Source organism: Telluria sp. AZSoR62, from assembly GCF_058111565.1.
Window position 1 is genome coordinate 421,240 of the sequence record NZ_JBYTST010000002.1, and the last position, 17,226, is coordinate 438,465.

Annotated in this window: 9 protein-coding genes; 2 read left to right on the forward strand and 7 right to left on the reverse strand. The window is 70.3% G+C overall.

The annotated features are described in order from the left end of the window. Positions 1 to 109: 109 nt before the first annotated feature. The 5 genes from recD to AC3XQU_RS05255 form a co-directional block, all read right to left on the reverse strand. Positions 110 to 2,065, reverse strand: a complete 1,956-nt coding sequence (recD, locus tag AC3XQU_RS05235) for an exodeoxyribonuclease V subunit alpha (RefSeq protein WP_489873081.1) — start codon at positions 2,063 to 2,065, stop codon at positions 110 to 112. Beyond that, entirely contained in the window at positions 2,052 to 5,702 is a 3,651-nt protein-coding gene (gene recB / locus AC3XQU_RS05240; protein ID WP_489873082.1) for an exodeoxyribonuclease V subunit beta, read from the reverse strand. The genes recD and recB overlap by 14 nt, the downstream gene beginning before the upstream one ends. Continuing rightward, entirely contained in the window at positions 5,699 to 9,082 is a 3,384-nt protein-coding gene (recC, locus tag AC3XQU_RS05245) for an exodeoxyribonuclease V subunit gamma (RefSeq protein WP_489873083.1), read from the reverse strand. The genes recB and recC overlap by 4 nt, the downstream gene beginning before the upstream one ends. A gap of 80 nt (positions 9,083 to 9,162) precedes the next feature. Next, positions 9,163 to 9,786 carry a pyridoxamine 5'-phosphate oxidase family protein gene (locus tag AC3XQU_RS05250; protein WP_489873084.1) on the reverse strand — a complete coding sequence of 208 codons (624 nt, stop codon included), beginning with the start codon at positions 9,784 to 9,786 and terminating at the stop codon, positions 9,163 to 9,165. A gap of 16 nt (positions 9,787 to 9,802) precedes the next feature. Beyond that, on the reverse strand, positions 9,803 to 10,711 hold the full coding sequence (locus tag AC3XQU_RS05255) for an alpha/beta fold hydrolase (RefSeq protein ID WP_489873085.1): 909 nt from the start codon (positions 10,709 to 10,711) through the stop codon (positions 9,803 to 9,805). 119 nt (positions 10,712 to 10,830) lie between these two features. Between AC3XQU_RS05255 and AC3XQU_RS05260 the strand changes: the two genes are divergently transcribed. Then, a complete protein-coding gene (locus AC3XQU_RS05260; protein WP_489873086.1) occupies positions 10,831 to 11,433 on the forward strand; it encodes a CGNR zinc finger domain-containing protein in 603 nt (200 codons plus the stop codon). Between the two features lie 7 nt (positions 11,434 to 11,440). Here AC3XQU_RS05260 and AC3XQU_RS05265 read toward each other — a convergent pair whose 3' ends face one another. Continuing rightward, positions 11,441 to 14,443: a CHASE domain-containing protein gene (locus AC3XQU_RS05265; protein WP_489873087.1), complete on the reverse strand. Its 3,003-nt coding sequence runs from the start codon at positions 14,441 to 14,443 to the stop codon at positions 11,441 to 11,443. A 137-nt stretch (positions 14,444 to 14,580) separates the two neighbouring features. On the opposite strand from AC3XQU_RS05265, the gene AC3XQU_RS05270 reads away from it, so the two are divergent. Continuing rightward, the gene (locus tag AC3XQU_RS05270) at positions 14,581 to 16,626 is read left to right on the forward strand and encodes a prolyl oligopeptidase family serine peptidase (protein ID WP_489873088.1); all 2,046 of its coding nucleotides are present in this window, start codon (positions 14,581 to 14,583) and stop codon (positions 16,624 to 16,626) included. Here the strand turns inward: AC3XQU_RS05270 and AC3XQU_RS05275 are convergent. Continuing rightward, on the reverse strand, positions 16,623 to 17,207 hold the full coding sequence (locus AC3XQU_RS05275) for an acyl-homoserine-lactone synthase (protein WP_489873089.1): 585 nt from the start codon (positions 17,205 to 17,207) through the stop codon (positions 16,623 to 16,625). The two genes, AC3XQU_RS05270 and AC3XQU_RS05275, sit on opposite strands and share 4 nt — an antisense overlap. Positions 17,208 to 17,226 lie beyond the last annotated feature (19 nt).

Here is a 17,226-nt window from a genome sequence, read left to right on the forward strand (position 1 = left end):
GACCACCAGGCTATGGCTGAGTTCGGGAAAGCGGCGCAGGGGCCGCGCCGGGCTTGGGTTGGATCAATGGTGCAGCGCAAGCAAGGGCGCCGGCCTGGCGCCGCGGCGCTCAGCGCGGCGCGTGGGCGATCATGCCGCGCAGGCCGCTGGTGCGGTGGGTACGCAGGCTGACCGCCTCGGCCAGCACGGCGCCGGGCGGGGACACCAGGGTGAACTGCTCGCTGGCGCGGGTGATGCCGGTGTAGACCAGCTCGCGCGTGAGGATGGCGCCGCGCTCGCGCGGCAGCGCCAGCACCGTATGGCGGAATTCCGAGCCCTGAGACTTGTGCACGGTCATGGCGAATGCCGTCTCGACATTGCGCAGGCGGGTCGCCAGCACGCTGCGCACCTTTTCGCCCTCGAGGAAATACACGCGCAGGGCGCCCGGGCGGGCCGGGTCCGCCAGGGTCAGGCCGATGTCGCCGTTGAACACGCCGGTACCGTAGTCATTGCGGGTGACCATCACGGGACGGCCCACATACCATTCGCCGCCCGGGCGCAGCAGGCCGGCCTGGGCCAGGCGCGCGGTGATCGCCTCGTTCAGGCCCGACACGCCCCACTCGCCGTCGCGCACCGCGCACAGGATGCGGAAGGACTCGAAGCGCTGCAGGATCTGGCGCACCCAATCTTCATGCCGGGTGATCGACGCCTCTGTCAAGCCCGTATTGAGCACGTCCAGGTAGGGGCCATAGCCGGACTGCGCCAGCAGCAAGACCTGCTGCTGCTGGGCGTTCTCGATCCAGCGCACTCCCTCCTCCCCTGCACGCAGCACGGCTTCGGCTTTCACCGCGTCGCCGGCATTGACCGCCAGCGCCAGCTGGCCGATCGGTCCGCCGAAGCGGCGGCTGTGGCGCAGCATCACGGTCTGCTGGGCCAGACTGCCGCCCTCGCCGACGAACCCTTCCGGCAAGGCTTCCCCGCTGGCGGCGCGCACATAGTCGAGGGTGGCCCGGGAATAGCCGCCGGCCTGGGCGTTATGGCACAGGTCGCCCAGCACGGCGCCCGCCTCGACCGAGGCCAGCTGGTCCTTGTCGCCCAGCAGGATCAGGGTCGCGGTGGGCGGCAGCGCGTCCAGCAGCGAGGCCATCATCTCCAGGTGCACCATCGAGGCTTCGTCGACGATCAGGACGTCGACGTCGAGCGGGTTGCCGCGGTGGTGGGCAAAGGCGCGGGTGTCGGGCCGCGCGCCAAGCAGGCTGTGCAGGGTGCGCGCCGCGCCCATGCGCAGGGTCAGCTCGCGCAGCGGCAGGGTGGAGCCGACCTTCTCGGCCAGTTCGTTCAGCGCCTTGTCGATCGACTGCTTCAGGCGCGCCGCGGCCTTGCCGGTGGGGGCCGCGAGCGCGATGCGCTGGCTGGCGGCTTGCGGCGCGGTGGCGAACAGCAGCGCCAGCAGGCGCGCCACGGTATAGGTCTTGCCCGTGCCCGGGCCGCCCGTGATGATGGCGACCGAGCCGCGCAGCGCGATGGCGCAGGCCAGCTTCTGCCAGTCCGGCCCCTCGGCCTCGGTCTTGCGCTGGGAGGCGAACAGCAGGTCGAGCCAGCCGCGCACCGCGGCCGCGTCGACCTCGCGCGTTGACCGGGCACGGCTGCGCACCGCGTCGGCCACCAGCATCTCGTCGCGCCAGTAGCGGCGCAGGTAGAGCCGCTCGCCATCGAGCACCAGCGGCTGGTCGTAATCGAAGGCGCCGATTTCCCACACCTGCTCGCAGCCGCCCAGCAGCTGGGCCCAGGCCTGCGCGTTCTTCGGCAGCGGGCCGGCATGGCGCGCCAGGTCCTTCCATTGTTCCTCGCTCCAGCCCAGCAGCTCGGCCGGGCCGGCGGCCAGGTCGGCCAGCAGCAGGCAGCTGTGGCCGTGGCCCTCGAGCTCGGACAGCACGCTCGAGGCCAGCACCAGCGCCGGCGGCGCCGCGCCCAGCGACGCGACGAAGCGGGCAAAGGCGCAGGACAGGCGGCGCAATTCCCCGGTTTCGCCCAGCTGGGCCAGTTCGTGCCACAGCGCGTCGATGTTGGCTTCAAGCTTGGCCATGATTTCCCTCGTCCAGCAAGGCTTCGAGCCCGTCGAGCAGTTCCAGGTCGGGCGCGAGCACGCAGCAGCCGCGCGTGTCCGGATTGGCGATCCCGCGCAGGAACAGGAAGACGGCGCCGCCCAGTTGCCGGCGCGGCTCGTAGGCCTCGCCCAGCCGGCTGCGCAGCAGGCGGTGCAGCGCCAGCATGTAGATGGTGGCCTGGATGTCGTAGCGGTGGCCCGCCATGCCCAGTTCCATCGCGGCCTGGGTATAGGCCGCGTCGCCCGGCCCCAGCGCATTGGTCTTGTAGTCGAGCACCCAGAAGCGGCCGTCGTGCTCGAACACGAGGTCGGCGAAGCCCTTGAGCATCCCGTGCAGGGTGCGCTCGGGCAGCGTCGGGCGCTCGACGCCCTTCATGATGCGCGCGCGGCACAGGCGGTCGAGCTGGCCGACGTCCAGCCGGTCGCTCGGGAACCAGAATTCCAGCTCCGGCACCGGCTCGGCAAGTTCGCACAAGGCCGCGCCCACCGGCGGCAGCGGGGTGCTCACCACCGCATGCAGCCAGGCCAATGCATCGTCCAGGCGATGGCCCCAGCCGGCGCGCTCGATGCGCTGGGCCAGGCGCTGCATGAACTCGGGTTGGTCGACCTGCTCGAAGCCTTCCTGCGCCATCCACTCCAGCTGCTCGTGCATGAAGTTGCCGGGCACCGAACCGCGCGGGAAGCGGTGCCAGGGCGCGTCCTCGATGCGCGGCGGGGTCGGCGCCGAGGGGTCTTCCTCGCGCAGGGTCTCTTCCTGGGCGCGCATGGGCGTGGGCACGGGCGTCGCGACCGCGTGGCGCACCAGCGAGGTAAACGACCCGATCGCCCAGTCGCGCTCGAAGCGCGCCTCGTAGCGCGGCGCCCCCAAGAGGTCCGGGCGCACGTCCTCGCGCACCAAGGGCGTGCGGCCCTGCGGCTCGCCCAGGTCGTGCAGCACGATGGCATCCAGGCCGCCGCGCAGGCGCTCCAGCCGCTCGCGCAGCAGTTCGCCGTCGATCTTGTCGCCGCCCCCGAGCAGGTAGCCCAGCGCCGATTCGTGCAGGCGGTTCTCGCTCTTGCTGCGGCCGCTGATCGGCGCCGCGCCCAGCCACAGGAAGTGACGGGCGCGCGTCAAGGCCACGTAGAGCAGGCGCAGGTCTTCTTCCAGGCGCGCGCGGTCGACCGCCTCCAGCGCTTCGTCGCCCATCGACAAATCGAGCCGGCGCGCCCCGTCCTCGCCGACGAACTCGAAGAAGGCGCGGTTGCGGCGGTCGGTCCGGCGCGCGGTGACCGCGAACGGCAAGTACACCAGCGGGTACTCCAGGCCCTTGGACTTGTGGACCGTGACCACCTTGACCAATTCGGCATCGCTTTCCAGGCGCAGCACGCGTTCGTCCCCGCCCTCGCCCACGCCTTCGAGCTGTTCGGCCAGCCAGCGGATCAGGGCCTGCTCGCCCTCCAACTGGGTGCTGGCTTCCTGCAGCAGTTCGGCCAGGTGCAGCAAATTGGTCAGGCGGCGCTCGCCGCCGGGTTCGCGCAGCAGGCGCGCCGGCAGCCCCAGCTCGTGCACGAAGCGGCGCAGCATGGCCAGCACGCCCTGGCGCTGCCAGGCGCCGTGCAGGGCCTTGAGCTGCTCGACCCGCTCTTCCCAGGCCATCTCGTCGTTCGAGAAGCGCGCCAGCTCGCCCAGCGCCAGGCCCGCGGTGCGGGTGGCAAAGGCCGCGCGCGCGAGCACGCCGTCCAGCGGATTGGCCACCGCATGCAGCCAGCGCAGCACGTCGGCCGCTTCTTCGCTTTCGACCACCGAGTCCTTGTCGGACAGGTAGACGCTGGCCACCTTGCGCTGCACCAGCGCCCGGCGCACCGCCGCGGCTTCGCGCCGGTCGCGCACCAGGATGGCGACGTCGGCCGGCACCAGGCGCCGGAAGCGGCTGCCGTCGGAAAAGCCCACGCGCTCGTCGCCCAGCAGGCCGACGATGTGTTCGGCGCAGTGGTGGGCGAAGAATTCGCGGTATTCGTCCTGGTTCATCTGCCCGGCGCAGCACAGGGTCATGGCATGCGATGGGCCATCGGCGCCGACCAGGCGCTCGCGGTGGCCCTGGGCCTTGACCGCCTCGAACGGCAGCGGGTTGTCCTGGCCGCGCCGGAAGCGGAAGGCGCCGCCCGGATAGCCGCCCTGCCCGCTTTCTCCTTCGGCGTGGCGGAACAGCTGGTTCACCGCTTCCACCAGCGCGCCCGTGGAACGGTAATTGGTGCCGAGCTGGTAATGCCGTCCTTCGGTGGCGCGGCGCGCCGCCAGGTAACTGTGGATGTCGGCGCCGCGGAAACCGTAGATCGACTGCTTCGGGTCGCCGATCAGGAACAGGCCTTGCACCGCATCGTTCGCGGCCACCCGGTACAGCAGGTCGAAGATGCGGTACTGGTCGGGCGAGGTATCCTGGAATTCGTCGACCATCGCCACCGGGAACTGCAGCACGATGCGCATGCGCAGTGCTTCGCCGTTCGGCCCTTCGAGCGCGGCCTTGAGGCGCTCGAGCATGTCGGCAAAGCCGAACTGGCGGTTGCGCGCCTTCAGTTCGCGCATGCGCGTGCCGATATGGCTGGCGGCGTGGCGCAGCAAGGCATGCGACAGCGGATCCAGCGCCTCCAATGCGTCTTTCAACGGCGCGGTAAAGCCGAAGCATTCCGGCACCTCGGCCACGAAGTCCTTGCTGAAGGCGTCGACGATGCCGTCCGGGCACAATCGGCGCCATGCCGTGTCGTTCAGTGCCGGCAGCACCATGGCCGGGTCGTTGGCCCAGGCGCGCAGCGCCTCGAACCACTTGACCAGCGACTCGGCGCGCATCTTGTTGCCGTTGAAGCACTTGGGCTGGCGCTCGCGCTGGCCCGCGATCCAGCGCTCCATCTCGTCGGCGCGCGCGGCCCAGCCTTCCTTGAGCTGCACCAGTTCCGCGCGCAGCGCACGTTCGATGCGCGCCACCAGGCTGCCCAGCGGCTCGGGCGCGCAGTCGCCGAGCAAATGGGTGCGGCCAATGAGCTCGCGCACGCTGCCTTTCAGCGCATCGACGTCTTTCCAGCAGCCCAGCACAGAGCCCAGCAGGTTGGCGCCCAGCGGATACACGTGCTGGCGCCAGTAGTCGTGGGCTGCGTCCTCGAACAGCGCGCGCTCGTCGGTGACCAGTTCTTCGTCGAACAGGCTGCCGGAATCGAAGGCGTGCTCGCGCAGCATGCGCTGGCACCAGGCGTCGATGGTGAAGATCGCCGCCTCGTCCATCGTCTCGGCCGCCAGCACCAGGCGGTGGGCGGCGACATTGCGTTCGGCGTCGCTCGGGTAGGCGCCGGCCAGGTCGCGCAAGTAAGGATCGATGATGTCCAGCTGGCCGCGGAAATACGCGGCTGCCTCGACCAGGCGCTCGCGCACCCGGTTGGCCAGCTCGCGGGTGGCGGCGCGCGTAAACGTCATCACCAGGATCTCGCTCGGCAGCAGCGGGCGCACGAAGGCGGCGTCGCCGCCATGCCCGAGCACCAGGCGCAGGTAGAGCGCGGCGATGGTCCAGGTCTTGCCGGTGCCTGCCGAGGCCTCGATCAGGCGCGAGCCGTGCAGCGGGAAGCGCAAGGGGTCGAGATGCTGGCTCATGGCGCCTCCCCGTTCAGCGGCGCAGCCTGCACGCCCGCTGCCAGCCAGTCGGCCAGCGGGCCATACAGGTCGCGCGCCACGTGCGGCCAGTCGCCGGCCGCGATCAGGGCCGCGAAATCCGGCCACAGGCGGGCCAGGCACAGTTCATCGACTTCGCCCGAGATCTCGTAGCTGCCGTCGTAGGTGACCCTGGCGTCGCCTTCCTGCAGCAGCGCCAGCGCGGTCTTGCAGGCCACGCCCAGGGGGCGGTCGAGGTTGGTGCGCCAGAGCGCGGCCAGGTCGTGCAAGGTCGCAGCGGCTTCGACCGGGTCGAGGGGCGCCATCGTGAGCACCGCGTCGCGCGCGACCAGATAGCCGGCGGTCGGCGCGCCGGCCGCTGCGGCCGCCAGCTGGCGCAGCCAGGGGCCGATCAATTTATCGCCGCGCGGGCGCCCTTCGCGGTCCAGCACTTTCGAGGACACCTGCATCAGCCAGGCGGTGTTCTGGCCATCGGTGCGCAGGCGGTCGATCCAGTCGTCCAGCACCAGGCCGTTGTCCAGCGCCAGGCTGACCGCGCGCTTGGGCGCGAGCTGCGGGAAGCGCGCGCCCAGCGCCAGCCAGGCGCTGCGCACCGGCACCAGGCCGTCGACCAGCTCCTGCTGCCACTGGCGGCCCATCAGGCCGATCGGCAGTACGCCTTCGCGCGCCAGGCGTTCGGCGCGCGCGTTCAGCGCGGCGCGCACTTCGTGCGGGGCTTCGGCCGGGCCGCTGTCGTCCAGCAGGTGGTCTTCGAGGAAATAACGCTCCAGCGCGTCGAGCGCGAAGGGTTCCTCGTCCTCGCCCACCACGGCCGCTTCGCCGAACACGACTCCCAGGCGGCGGCGGAAGAAATAGCGCGCCGGCTGGCGTAAAAACGCGGCCAGCTCGCCCAGCTTCAGGACGAATCCCGGTTCGAGCTCGTAGGGCGGCAGCGCCTCGGCCAGGGCCGCGTCGTCGTCCAGGCCGTGGGCCGAACGCCATTCGCCGGCATAGGTGAGCAGGCCGCCGCGCTCGAAATAGCGGCGGCTGAAAGGCTGCAGCGCATGTTCCGTGGTGCGCTCGGCCAAATCGAGGTCCCAGCCGTTGACCAGATAGTCGCGCAACTGCGCCACCAGCACCGAGGCCGGCTGCTCGCTGTTGTCGCGCACATTGCGGCCAACCCAGCTCACATAGAGCTTGTCCCGCGCCGACAGCAGGGCTTCGAGCATCAGGTAGCGGTCGTCGTCGCGGCGCGAGCGGTCGCCCGGGCGCGCCATGCCGGGCAATGCCAGCAAATCGAAATCGGCCTGCTGGGTGCGGCGCGGGAAGTCGCCGTCGTTCATGCCCAGCAGGCAGACTACGCGGAACGGCACGGCGCGCATCGGCATCAGGGTGCAGAAGGTCACGCCGCCCGAGACGAACTGGTGGTTCAGGGTCGGCTGGTCGAGTTCGGCCAGCCAGGCTTCGCGCATCACGGCGAGCGGCACCGGTTCGTCGAAAGCTGCGCTGTCGCAGGTCTCGAGCCAGCATTGCAGCGCGTCGTTCAGCTGGGCCAGGGTCAGGCGGTCGGCCTCGATCCCGGCATGGAAGAAGCCGGCCAGCAGCGCCCGCGCCGCCTCGCCCCATTCGTTCGGGGTGCGCGCCTGCACCAGCGCCGCGCGCCAGCTCAGCAGGGTCTCGATGAACTGGGCCAGCGAGCCGGCCAGCGCCGCGTCCAGGCCGCCCACTTCGGCATAGGGCTCGATGTCGCCGAAGCTCGCGCCCGCGCCGCTGGCATAGCCCAGCAGCATGCGGCGCACGCCGAAGATCCAGGCATTCTGCTCGCCCGCCGAACCCAGGCCCAGGCCGGCGCGGTGTTCGCGGTCCAGGCCCCAGCGCACGCCCGAGCCTTCGATCCAGCGTCCCAATATCGGCAGGTCGCCGCTGTCCAGGCCGAAGCGCGCGGCCACGGCCGGCACATCGAGCAGGTCGCGCACCTCGCTCTGGCGGCAGCGCTGCTGCGGCAGGCGCAGCAGCCATTCCAGCGCCACCAGCAGCGGATTGTGGCTGCGGTCGCGCACGTCGCCGATCTCGAACGGGATGTGGCGCGGGTCCAGCCGGCGGTGCTGGTCGAAGACGGCGTGGATCGCGGCCGAGAAGCTGTCGATGTCGGGCATCATTACCACGATGTCGCGCGGGCGCAGCGTGGGATCCTGCGCGAACCAGGACAGCAGCTGGTCGTGCAGCACCTCGACCTCGCGCTGGACGCTGTGGGTGATGTGGAATTCGATCGAGCGGTCCTCGAAAGGAGGCACATGCGGATGCTCGGACAGCGGCAGCAAATCGCGCACCGCCGCCTGCACCTGGCCCAGCAGGGTGTGGCCTTCGCCGTCGTCGAACAGATCGACCCGCATGTTCTCGTAGCGCGCCCCTTCGCCGTTGTCGAACTCGTCGAGCATGCGCACGAAGTCGCGCCCCTGGCGTCCCCAGCTTGCCAGCAGCGGGTGGGTGTGGGCGTGCAGTTCTTCCACCGGCACCTCGGCCAGGTCGATGCTTGATCTCGGCTGCTGGCGGCGGCGCGCGGCCTTGAGCAGTTCGCGCCCTTCGATGATGTCGCCCCAATAGAAGCGGCAAGGGTTGGGCACCGCGAACAGTACCTGGGTGTGGCGCGACAGCGCGGCGATCGCCTGCAGGGTCTGGTAAGGCAGGGTCGACATGCCGAACAGGATCACGCGGCGCGGCAGCTTCGATGCCGGGGCGCGGCCCGCTTCGCTGGCGGCCAGGAATTGCGCGTGGATGGCGGCGCGTCCGGTGACGCGGTCTTCCTGGGGCAGGCTGGCGTGGATCTCGCGCCACAGGCAGGCCTGCCATTTCTGCTCTGGGCCAAGGGGCAGCGGCTCGCCGGCGGCGCGGCGCAGCAGGTCGCGCCCGGCTTCCCAATCCTCGAGCCAGTCGGCGCGGTAGACCTGGTAGGCGTCATACAGGTCGGCCAGGCGTTCGGCCAGCTGCAGGCGCCGCTCGGGGCAGCCGTCGCCCAGGAATTGGGCCAGCGGGGTATAGCTCGGGTCAGTCATCAGCCCGGGCAGGAGGCGCATCAGGCGCCAGGTGAGCGGGTCCTTGTCAAAGGGCGCGCGGGTGGGCACGCGCTCGCGCCCCAGCATGCCGCGGTAGGCTTCCCACAGGAAGCGCGCCGGCAGCGCCACGCGGGTGGCGGCGCACACGCCCATGCTCTCGGCCATGGCGATCTTCAGCCACTCGGCCACCCCGTTGGACTGCACCAGGATGGTCTCCTGCTCGAGCGGCCCCAGCGGGTGGCGGCGCAGCCAGTCGAACATGGCGCTGCGCAGCAGCTCCATCTGGTTGCCGTGCAAAATTAACAAGCCGGGGGTGATCGCGGAAGACATCGGTATGGTTGGGCTGCTCAGGTGGCAAGGATACCGCGTTTGGGGCCCGGGCGGAAGGGCGCCGCCCTGGCCTGCCCTCCTCAGCCGGACCCGGCAGCCAGGCGCGCGCGCAGGGCGCGGTTCTCGTCCTCGACCCGGGCCAGGCGCTCCTTCAACGGTTCAATTGCCGTCTCAACCTGGTCTTGCGTAAAGCGCGGCATGATGTGCTGCGGGCAGTTCCAGTCGAAGCTCGCCAGGCGCAGGCGATAGATGCGCTCGATTCTTGCGCCGTAGGCGGGGTCCAGCACCGCTGCCGTCAGCGCGGGCTCGTCCCCCGGCGCCAGGATCTCGACCCGCACATACACCTTCAGGCGCGCACGCCGCACATAATCCATCAGGAACAGGCAGGCGCGCTCGTTCGTGGCGAGGTTGCCGGTGCTGATGTACTGGCGGTTGCCGCGGTAGTCGGCAAATGCGAGGGTCTGCGCATCGACCAGCTTGAGGAAGCCGCGCGGGCCGCCGCGGTGCTGCACATAGGGCCAGCCGGTCTCGGACACCGTCGCCATGTAAAAACTGTCGCGCTCGGCGATGAAGGCGGCTTCGTCGTCGCCGAAGCGGTCGAATTCCCGGCCCGCGAGCCTGGCCCAGTCCCTGGCCACGCCCATCCGCTCCTGCACCGCCCGCACGCTGGGCGTGGCGGCAATCTCCATGAAACCGTAGGACATTGGATGCTCCCGTTTGTCAGCGGGCGCCGCCCAGGTGCCGGTCGAGGAAGCCGCGCATGCCGGCGGCGATCTCGGCGCCATGGGTCTCGAGCGCGAAATGGCCGGTGTCGAGCATGCGCACTTCCGCCCGTGGATTGTCGCGCGCGAAGCCGTCCGCGCCGGCCGGCAGGAAGAAGGGATCGTTCCTGCCCCAGATCGCCAGGGTCGGCGGCTGGTACTCGCGGAAGAAGGCCTGCACCTGCGGATATTGACGGACATTGTTGCCGTAGTCGGCCAGCAGGTCGACCTGCGCGTCGACGCCGATGCGCTGCGTCGCGGCGTGCGCCAGCACATAGCCGTCCGGGGCGACCTGCGACGGATCGGCGACGCCCTCCAGGTACTGCCACCTGGTCATCTCCAGTGTATTGAACTCGCGCAGCGCGTCACGGTTCGCGGGGCTCGGGTCGGCCCAGGCCGCGCGCGCCGGCGCCCAGGCCGCGCTCAGGCCTTCTTCATAGGCGTTGCCGTTCTGGCTGACGATGGCCGCGATTTTTTCAGGATGGCGCAGCGCCAGGCGCCAGCCGACCGGCGCGCCGTAGTCGAACACATACATCGCAAAGCGCGCCAGGCCCTTGGCCACGGTGAAGGCCTCGATCGCGTCGGCCAGGCTGTCGAAGCTGTAGCGGAAATCCGGCCCGGCCGTGGTCATGCCGAAGCCCGGCAGGTCGGGCGCCAGCACCCGGTAGCTGCCGGCCAGCGCAGGAATCAGGTCGCGGAACATGAAGGACGAGGCGCCGAAGCCGTGCAGCAGCAACACGGCAGGGGCGTCGGCGGGACCGGCTTCGCGGTAGAACAGATCCACGTCTCCGACCCGGATCGAGGCGTGGCGCACCACGGGCGCCTGGTGGGAAGTGGAAGCGGCGGATGGGGCGACGAGGACGGACATGACATCTCCTTGGGAATCGGCTAATATGAATAACCGGCAATTAGTCTATTTGGCGGTTAGTGGATCCACTATCGCATAATTTTCGTAACCGCTCAAGTAGTATTTTAGGAGTTACTTTGATGGGCAATACCAGCATGGGGGCCGCGCCCCTCCCGGCCGAGCCGCTACTGGTCGGCGACCACCTGGCGCTCGACCTGCTCAATACCGAAGCGATGGACGGCGCCGCCCCGCACGACTTCTGGCGATCGGACGACGACGTGGCAAGGTGGATGGAACGCTGCGGGATCGCCCTGGGCGATGGCTTGGTCGAACCGGGCAAGCCCCCCCTGCTCGAGCGCGCGCGCGCGCTGCGGGCGCTGGCGCGCGAGCTGGTGGGCCTGCGCAAGCTGGGCCGGCATGGCGATCCGGCGCGTTTGAACGGGTATTTGAGCGTGCTGCGCTCGGCGCCGGTGCTGCACTGGGATGCGGCTGGCCCGCGCCTGACGCGCGAGACCGCCCCGCCCTCGCCGTCGACGGCCCTGGGCACGCTGGCCGAATCGGTCGCCTCCTTGCTGGCCGAAGGCAATTTCGACCTGGTGCGCCAGTGCGAGCATCCGGACTGCGTGCTGTGGTTCTACGACCGCACCAAGTCGCACCGGCGCCGCTGGTGCAGCATGGCGGTCTGCGGCAATCGGCACAAGGCGGCCGAATACCGCAGGCGCAACGCCGACACCGCCCCGTAGGCGGCGCTCAGGGGCGGTCTTGCGCCCGCAGGCCCAGCTGGGCCGTGATGTTGCGCTCGATGCGCACCAGCTTGGCCCGCAGGCGCGCCGCCAGCGCGCGTGCCTGGGCCGGGCGGCCGGCCTGGCTCTCCAGTTCCTCGCACACGCTGGCAAAGGCCGCCGCCCCCACCACCCGGGCCGAGGACTTGACCCGGTGCGCCACCGCGGCGGCGCCGGCCGCATCGGCCTTCGACAAGGCAACGTCGATCTCGGACAGCGCGTCGCGCGCGGTCGAGATGAACATGAAGGCGTATTTGCGCATCTTGTCGCGGTCGCCCTCGAAGGTATCGGCCAGCTGTCCCAGGTCCAGCTGCCCCGGGCCCGGCGTCTCGCGCGGCGCGGCCGGCGGCGCCGGCACGGTGCTGCGCCCCAGGCAGCGCGCGATGGTGGCCGCGAGCAGCTCGGGCATCACCGGCTTGGTGAGGAATTCGTTCATGCCCGCTTCCAGGCAGCGCGCGCGGTCGCCGACCCCGGCGTTGGCGGTCATGGCGATCACCAGGGTGCCCTGCAGGGCCGGGTCGGCGCGGATGCGGCGGGTCGCTTCCAGCCCGTCCATCACCGGCATCTGCACGTCCATCAGCACGCAGTCGAAGCGCTGGCGCGCCATCGCCGACAGCGCCGCCTGGCCGTTGTCGGCCAGCACCACCTCGGCGCCGGCGCGGGCCAGCAGCTCGCTGCCGACCTGCTGGTTGAAGGGATTGTCCTCGACCAGCAGCACCGCGCAGCCGTCCAGGCGCGCGGCCGGCGCGCTAGCCGCCGGGTCGCCGGCCGGGCCGGCCGCGGCGTCGTCCAGCGCCAGGCTGGCCGTGAACCAGAAGGTGCTGCCCTGCCCCGGCGTGCTCTCGGCGCCGACTTCGCCGCCCATCAGTTCGGCGAGCTGCTTGCTGATCACCAGGCCCAGGCCGGTGCCGCCGTGGCGCCGGGTGGCCGAGGGGTCGGCCTGGTGGAAAGGCGTGAACAGGCCGGCCAGCTTGTCGGGTGCGATGCCGATGCCCCGGTCCTGCACCTCGAAGCGCACCAGCAGTTGCTGCCCGAAGGCGCGCAGCTGGAAGGCGCGCAGCGCGATGCGCCCGCGCTCGGAAAACTTGACGGCATTGCCGGCAAAATTGAGCAGCACCTGCTCCAGGCGCAGCGGGTCGCCGCGCAGGGGGCGCTTGAGTTCGGGCGCGATCGCGATCTCGAAATCGATGCCCTTGGCGGCGGCGGCCTGGCCCAGCTGCTGTTCGACATTGTGCAGCACCGCGTCGAGGCTGAAGCCGACGGTGTCGAGTTCGAGCTTGCCGGCCTCGATCTTGGAAAAATCGAGGATGTCGTTGATGATGCCCAGCAGGTGCTTGCCGGAGTGGTGGATCTTGTCGAGGTAGCCGCGCAGGCGCGGGTCGGCGCAGGACTGCAGCGCCAGGTGGCTCATGCCGATGATGCTGTTCATCGGGGTGCGGATCTCGTGGCTCATGTTCGACAGGAAGTCGCTCTTGGCCTGGTTGGCCGCATCGGCGCGCGCCTTGAGTTCGTGCAGGGCGGTGACGTCGGTCGAAATGCACAGCACCGCCGGCGCCGCGCCTTCGGGCTGCAGCGGCACCCGCACGCTCCACAGCTGGCGGATGCTGCCGTCGGGCAGGGCCTGCCCGACCTGGCTGGCGCTGCGCTGCCCGCTGTCGAGCACCGCGCGGTCGCGCTCCCACATCTCGTCGGCGCGCGCCGCCGGCAGCAGGTCCAGGTCGCGCCTGCCGATCACCTCGCTGGCGGGCAGCCCAGCCATTGCGGCGGCCTTCGCGTTCACGTAATGGAAGCGACGCTCGCCATCCTTCAGGTAGACGAAGGCGTCCAGGTTGTCCAGCACCGAATCGAGCAGGAGGCGCTGGTCGAGCGCGGCGCGGCGCGAACGGTACAGGTTCAGGAACAGGGCGAAAGCCAGCAGCGTGCCGACGAAGCCCGAGGCCAGCGCCAGCAGCGGCAGGTAGCGCTGGTGGCCGTCGACCATCGCGTCGCGCTCGGCCGAGAACCAGGCCTTCCAGCGGGTGCCGACGTAGTCGATCTCGAGCAGGGTCGTGAACCGGCTGTCCGGCGTGGCCTTGCCGCGCACCTCCGGCCCGCTGACCAGGCGGTCGCCAGGCAGCAGGGCCAGCGCGGCATTGGCCTGGCGCGGCCCGGCCTGGCGCGGCCCGGCCTCGCTATATACGCTGAGCTGGATCGGCCGTCCGGCCTCCGGGCCGAGCGCCTTGCGCAGCAGCTTGTCGACCGAGAAGGCGATGCCGATGCTGCCGAAATAGCGCGCGCGCCGCTCCTCGACCGTGGCCGGCAGCGCGCCGCCCAGGTACAGCGGCTCGCGCATGCCCAGCACGATGCGCGGGGTCGGATGATCGAGGCGCACCGGATGCCCGCTGGCGCTGATGCGGCCGCTGTCGCGCGCCCGCGCCACCGCCGCGGCCACCTTCGGGTTGGCGGCGATGTCGACCCCGAGCCGGGTCACCGGCAAGTTGGGCGGCTCGACCCAGGTGATCACTTCGTAATGCGGGCGCCGGCCTGGCGGGCTGATGTCGAAGCCGGGGCTGCCCGCCGGGTCCACGCTGCGGTCGGTGCGCACGCCGTCGAGGAAGGCCTGGCGCTGGGCGTCGGGCACGTGGGCGATGAAGGAGACCGCTTCGAGCGCCGGGAATTCGCGCGGCAGGTCGAGCGTGGCGACGTAGCGGTGAAAGCGCAGTCGGGTCAGCGGCTCGTCGCCGGCCGTGTGCAGGGCGGTGAGCCCGCGCACCACCCGCGCATACGAGGCGATGGCGGCCGAGACGCGCTCGCGCGCCAGTTGGGCGACGCTATCGAACCGGCGCCGCGCGTCGTCCTCGACCGCGCTGGCCGCGACCTGGTGCAGCAGCATGCCGACCGCAAGCGAGAGCGCGACCCCGGCCGCCCAGGTGGCGGCGAGGGTGGTCCGGCGCGGGCTGGAAGTGAAATTGCGGGTCGATGGGGCGGGCATGTTCTCCAGTGCGCGCCTGCGGGCGCTCGATATGGCGGGGTCTAGTATAAAGTGGCCATGCCCCTGACATATTCACGCAATTCCACCGCGCCCCGGGGCTGCTCCTGCTCATCCATATTAACAAGACTGCGACGCCCATGCTGCATGATCCCATCGACCCCTACCGCTGGCTGGAAGACATCGACGGCGGGCCGGCCCGCGCCTGGGTCGCCCAGCGCAATGCCCTCACCGAAGCCGCGCTGGAAGCCCAGCCCGGGTATGCCGCCCTGCGCACCCGCTTGAAGGCGATCCTCGACTCGACCGGGAAGATCCCGTATGCCGGCTGCCACGGCGGCCTGCTCTACAACTTCTGGCGCGACGCCCATCATGCGCGCGGCATCTGGCGCCGCACCACGCTGGAGCAATACCGCCAGCCCGAACCCGCCTGGGAAACCGTGCTCGACCTGGACGCGCTGGCCGTCCTGGAAAACGAGAATTGGGTCTGGGGCGGCGCCACCTGGCTCGAGCCGGGCGCGCAGCGCTGCATGGTGTCCCTCTCGCGCGGCGGGGGCGACGCGCGCGTGCTGCGCGAATTCGACCCGGTCGCCAAATGCTTCGTGGAGGACGGCTTCGTGCTGCCCGAAGCGAAGAGCGACGTGGCCTGGATCGACCGCGACCTGCTGTTCGTCGCCACCGACTTCGGCCCCGGCTCGATGACCGAGTCCGGCTACCCGCGCATCGTCAAGCAGTGGCGGCGCGGCGAACCCCTCGCCGCGGCCAGCACGGTATTCGAGGCCCAGCCCGACGACATGTCGGCCTCGGGCTGGCGCGACCGCACGCCCGGCTACGAGCGCGACTTCGTGCAGCGCCAGATCGGCTTCTACAGCAGCGAACTGTTCCTGCTCCAGGATGGGCGCTTGCGCAAGATCCCGAAGCCCGACGACGCCAAGGCCTATGCCGTGCGCAGCCAGATCGTCATCGAACTGCGCTCGGACTGGGAAGTCGATGGCCGCCTCTACCCCCAGGGCGCCTTGCTGGCCGCCGGCTTCGATGCCTTCCTCGATGGCGCGCCAGCGTTCGAGGTGCTGTTCGCTCCCACGCCCACTACCTCGCTCGACGGCGTCACGGCCACCCGCGACGCCCTGCTCCTGACCGTGCTCGACAAGGTCAAGAACCGCATCGTCGAACTGCAGCTGGTCGATGGCCGGTGGCGCAGGCGTGACCTGGAGCCGCCCGCGATCGGTTCGCTCGACGCCTGGGCCTATGACGAATTCGATTCGAACCTCTACTTCCTGGCCGTGACCGGCTTCACCGAGCCGACCACCCTTTACCTGATCGAAGCGGGCAAACAGCACAGCCTGGCCTCGCAGGCGCCGCTCAAATCCATGCCGGCTTTCTTCGATGCCGCGGGCCTGGCCGTCAGCCAGTTCGAGGCGCGCTCGCCCGACGGCACCCGGGTGCCGTATTTCGCCGTCATGCGCGCCGATACGGTGCTCGACGGCGCCAATCCAACCGTCCTGTACGGCTATGGCGGCTTCGAGGTCTCGCTCAAGCCCTCGTATGGCGCCATCAGCGGCGCCGCCTGGCTGGAAACGGGCGGCGTCTACGTGCTGGCCAATATCCGCGGCGGCGGCGAGTTCGGGCCGCGCTGGCACCAGGCTGCGCTCAAGCAGCACCGCCAGCGCGCCTTCGACGACTTTATCGCCGTGGCCGAGGACCTGGTCGCGCGCCGCATCACCAGTCCCGCGAAGCTGGGCATCATGGGCGGCAGCAATGGCGGCCTGCTGGTGGGCGCCGCCCTCACCCAGCGCCCCCACCTGTTCGGCGCCGTGGTCTGCCAGGTGCCGCTGCTGGACATGCGGCGCTACCACCAGCTGCTGGCCGGCGCCTCCTGGATGGGCGAATACGGCGACCCGGACATTCCCGCCGAATGGGAATGGATCGCCCGCTACTCGCCCTACCACCGACTGCAGCCCGGCACCGCTTATCCACCTGTGCTGCTGACCAGCTCGACCCGCGACGACCGGGTCCACCCCGGCCATGCGCGCAAGATGGCCGCGCGCATGCTGGAGCTGGGCCAGGACGTGCTGTACTGGGAAAACACCGAGGGCGGCCATGCCGGCGCGGCCGACAATGCGCAGACTGCGCGCATGTGGGCGCTGACCTGGACCTACCTCGCGCTCAAGCTGCGCCGCGTGCCTTAGGACGCCATGCGCTTGGCGAACAGCGCATCCCAGGTCGCCTGCACGTCGATCGTCAAGGCCACCGCGGTCTCGATGCCGATCACCTGCGGCGCGCCGATGCGGCTGGCGACCACGCCGGCGCGGCGCGTCAAGCGTTCCATCGCCGTGGTCGTCACCGTCACGTAGTGGGTCAGGTCGTTCTCGATGCCGTAGCGGATGATGGCCTCGAACGATTCCAGGGTCATTTCCGAGAACCCGTAGCGGCTGGCCGCGTCGGTCTCGATCGCAAAGCGCGACAGCTCCCAGACATGCGGGTCGCAAGGCGCGGCGCGGCCCTCGAGCAGCTGCGGGAAGGAATCCTTGAGCATGTACGGGCCTTCGGTCGGCAGCAGGCGCCAGCAGCCGCGCAGCACCCCGCCCGGTTCGCGCATCAGCATGTAGCCCGGCTCGAGCGCGTCGTAGCCGTCGATCTCCATGCCGGACAGCACCGGCACTTCCCAGCCCAGCCGCCCGCTGAACACCTTGGCGCGCAGCGTGTGCATCTCCCACAAGTCCTTCGACTTGAATTCGCGGCGTGTAGCAATCTTGATCTGCATTGTCATGATGAGCCCCTGTTTATGG

Bases quoted from the DNA above. Each gene is read 5' to 3' on its own strand.
- recD (WP_489873081.1), bottom strand. From the start codon at position 2,065: ATGGCCAAGCTTGAAGCCAACATCGACGCGCTGTGGCACGAACTGGCC.
- recB (WP_489873082.1), bottom strand. From the start codon at position 5,702: ATGAGCCAGCATCTCGACCCCTTGCGCTTCCCGCTGCACGGCTCGCGC.
- recC (WP_489873083.1), bottom strand. From the start codon at position 9,082: ATGTCTTCCGCGATCACCCCCGGCTTGTTAATTTTGCACGGCAACCAG.
- AC3XQU_RS05250 (WP_489873084.1), bottom strand. From the start codon at position 9,786: ATGTCCTACGGTTTCATGGAGATTGCCGCCACGCCCAGCGTGCGGGCG.
- AC3XQU_RS05255 (WP_489873085.1), bottom strand. From the start codon at position 10,711: ATGTCCGTCCTCGTCGCCCCATCCGCCGCTTCCACTTCCCACCAGGCG.
- AC3XQU_RS05260 (WP_489873086.1), top strand. From the start codon at position 10,831: ATGGGCAATACCAGCATGGGGGCCGCGCCCCTCCCGGCCGAGCCGCTA.
- AC3XQU_RS05265 (WP_489873087.1), bottom strand. From the start codon at position 14,443: ATGCCCGCCCCATCGACCCGCAATTTCACTTCCAGCCCGCGCCGGACC.
- AC3XQU_RS05270 (WP_489873088.1), top strand. From the start codon at position 14,581: ATGCTGCATGATCCCATCGACCCCTACCGCTGGCTGGAAGACATCGAC.
- AC3XQU_RS05275 (WP_489873089.1), bottom strand. From the start codon at position 17,207: ATGACAATGCAGATCAAGATTGCTACACGCCGCGAATTCAAGTCGAAG.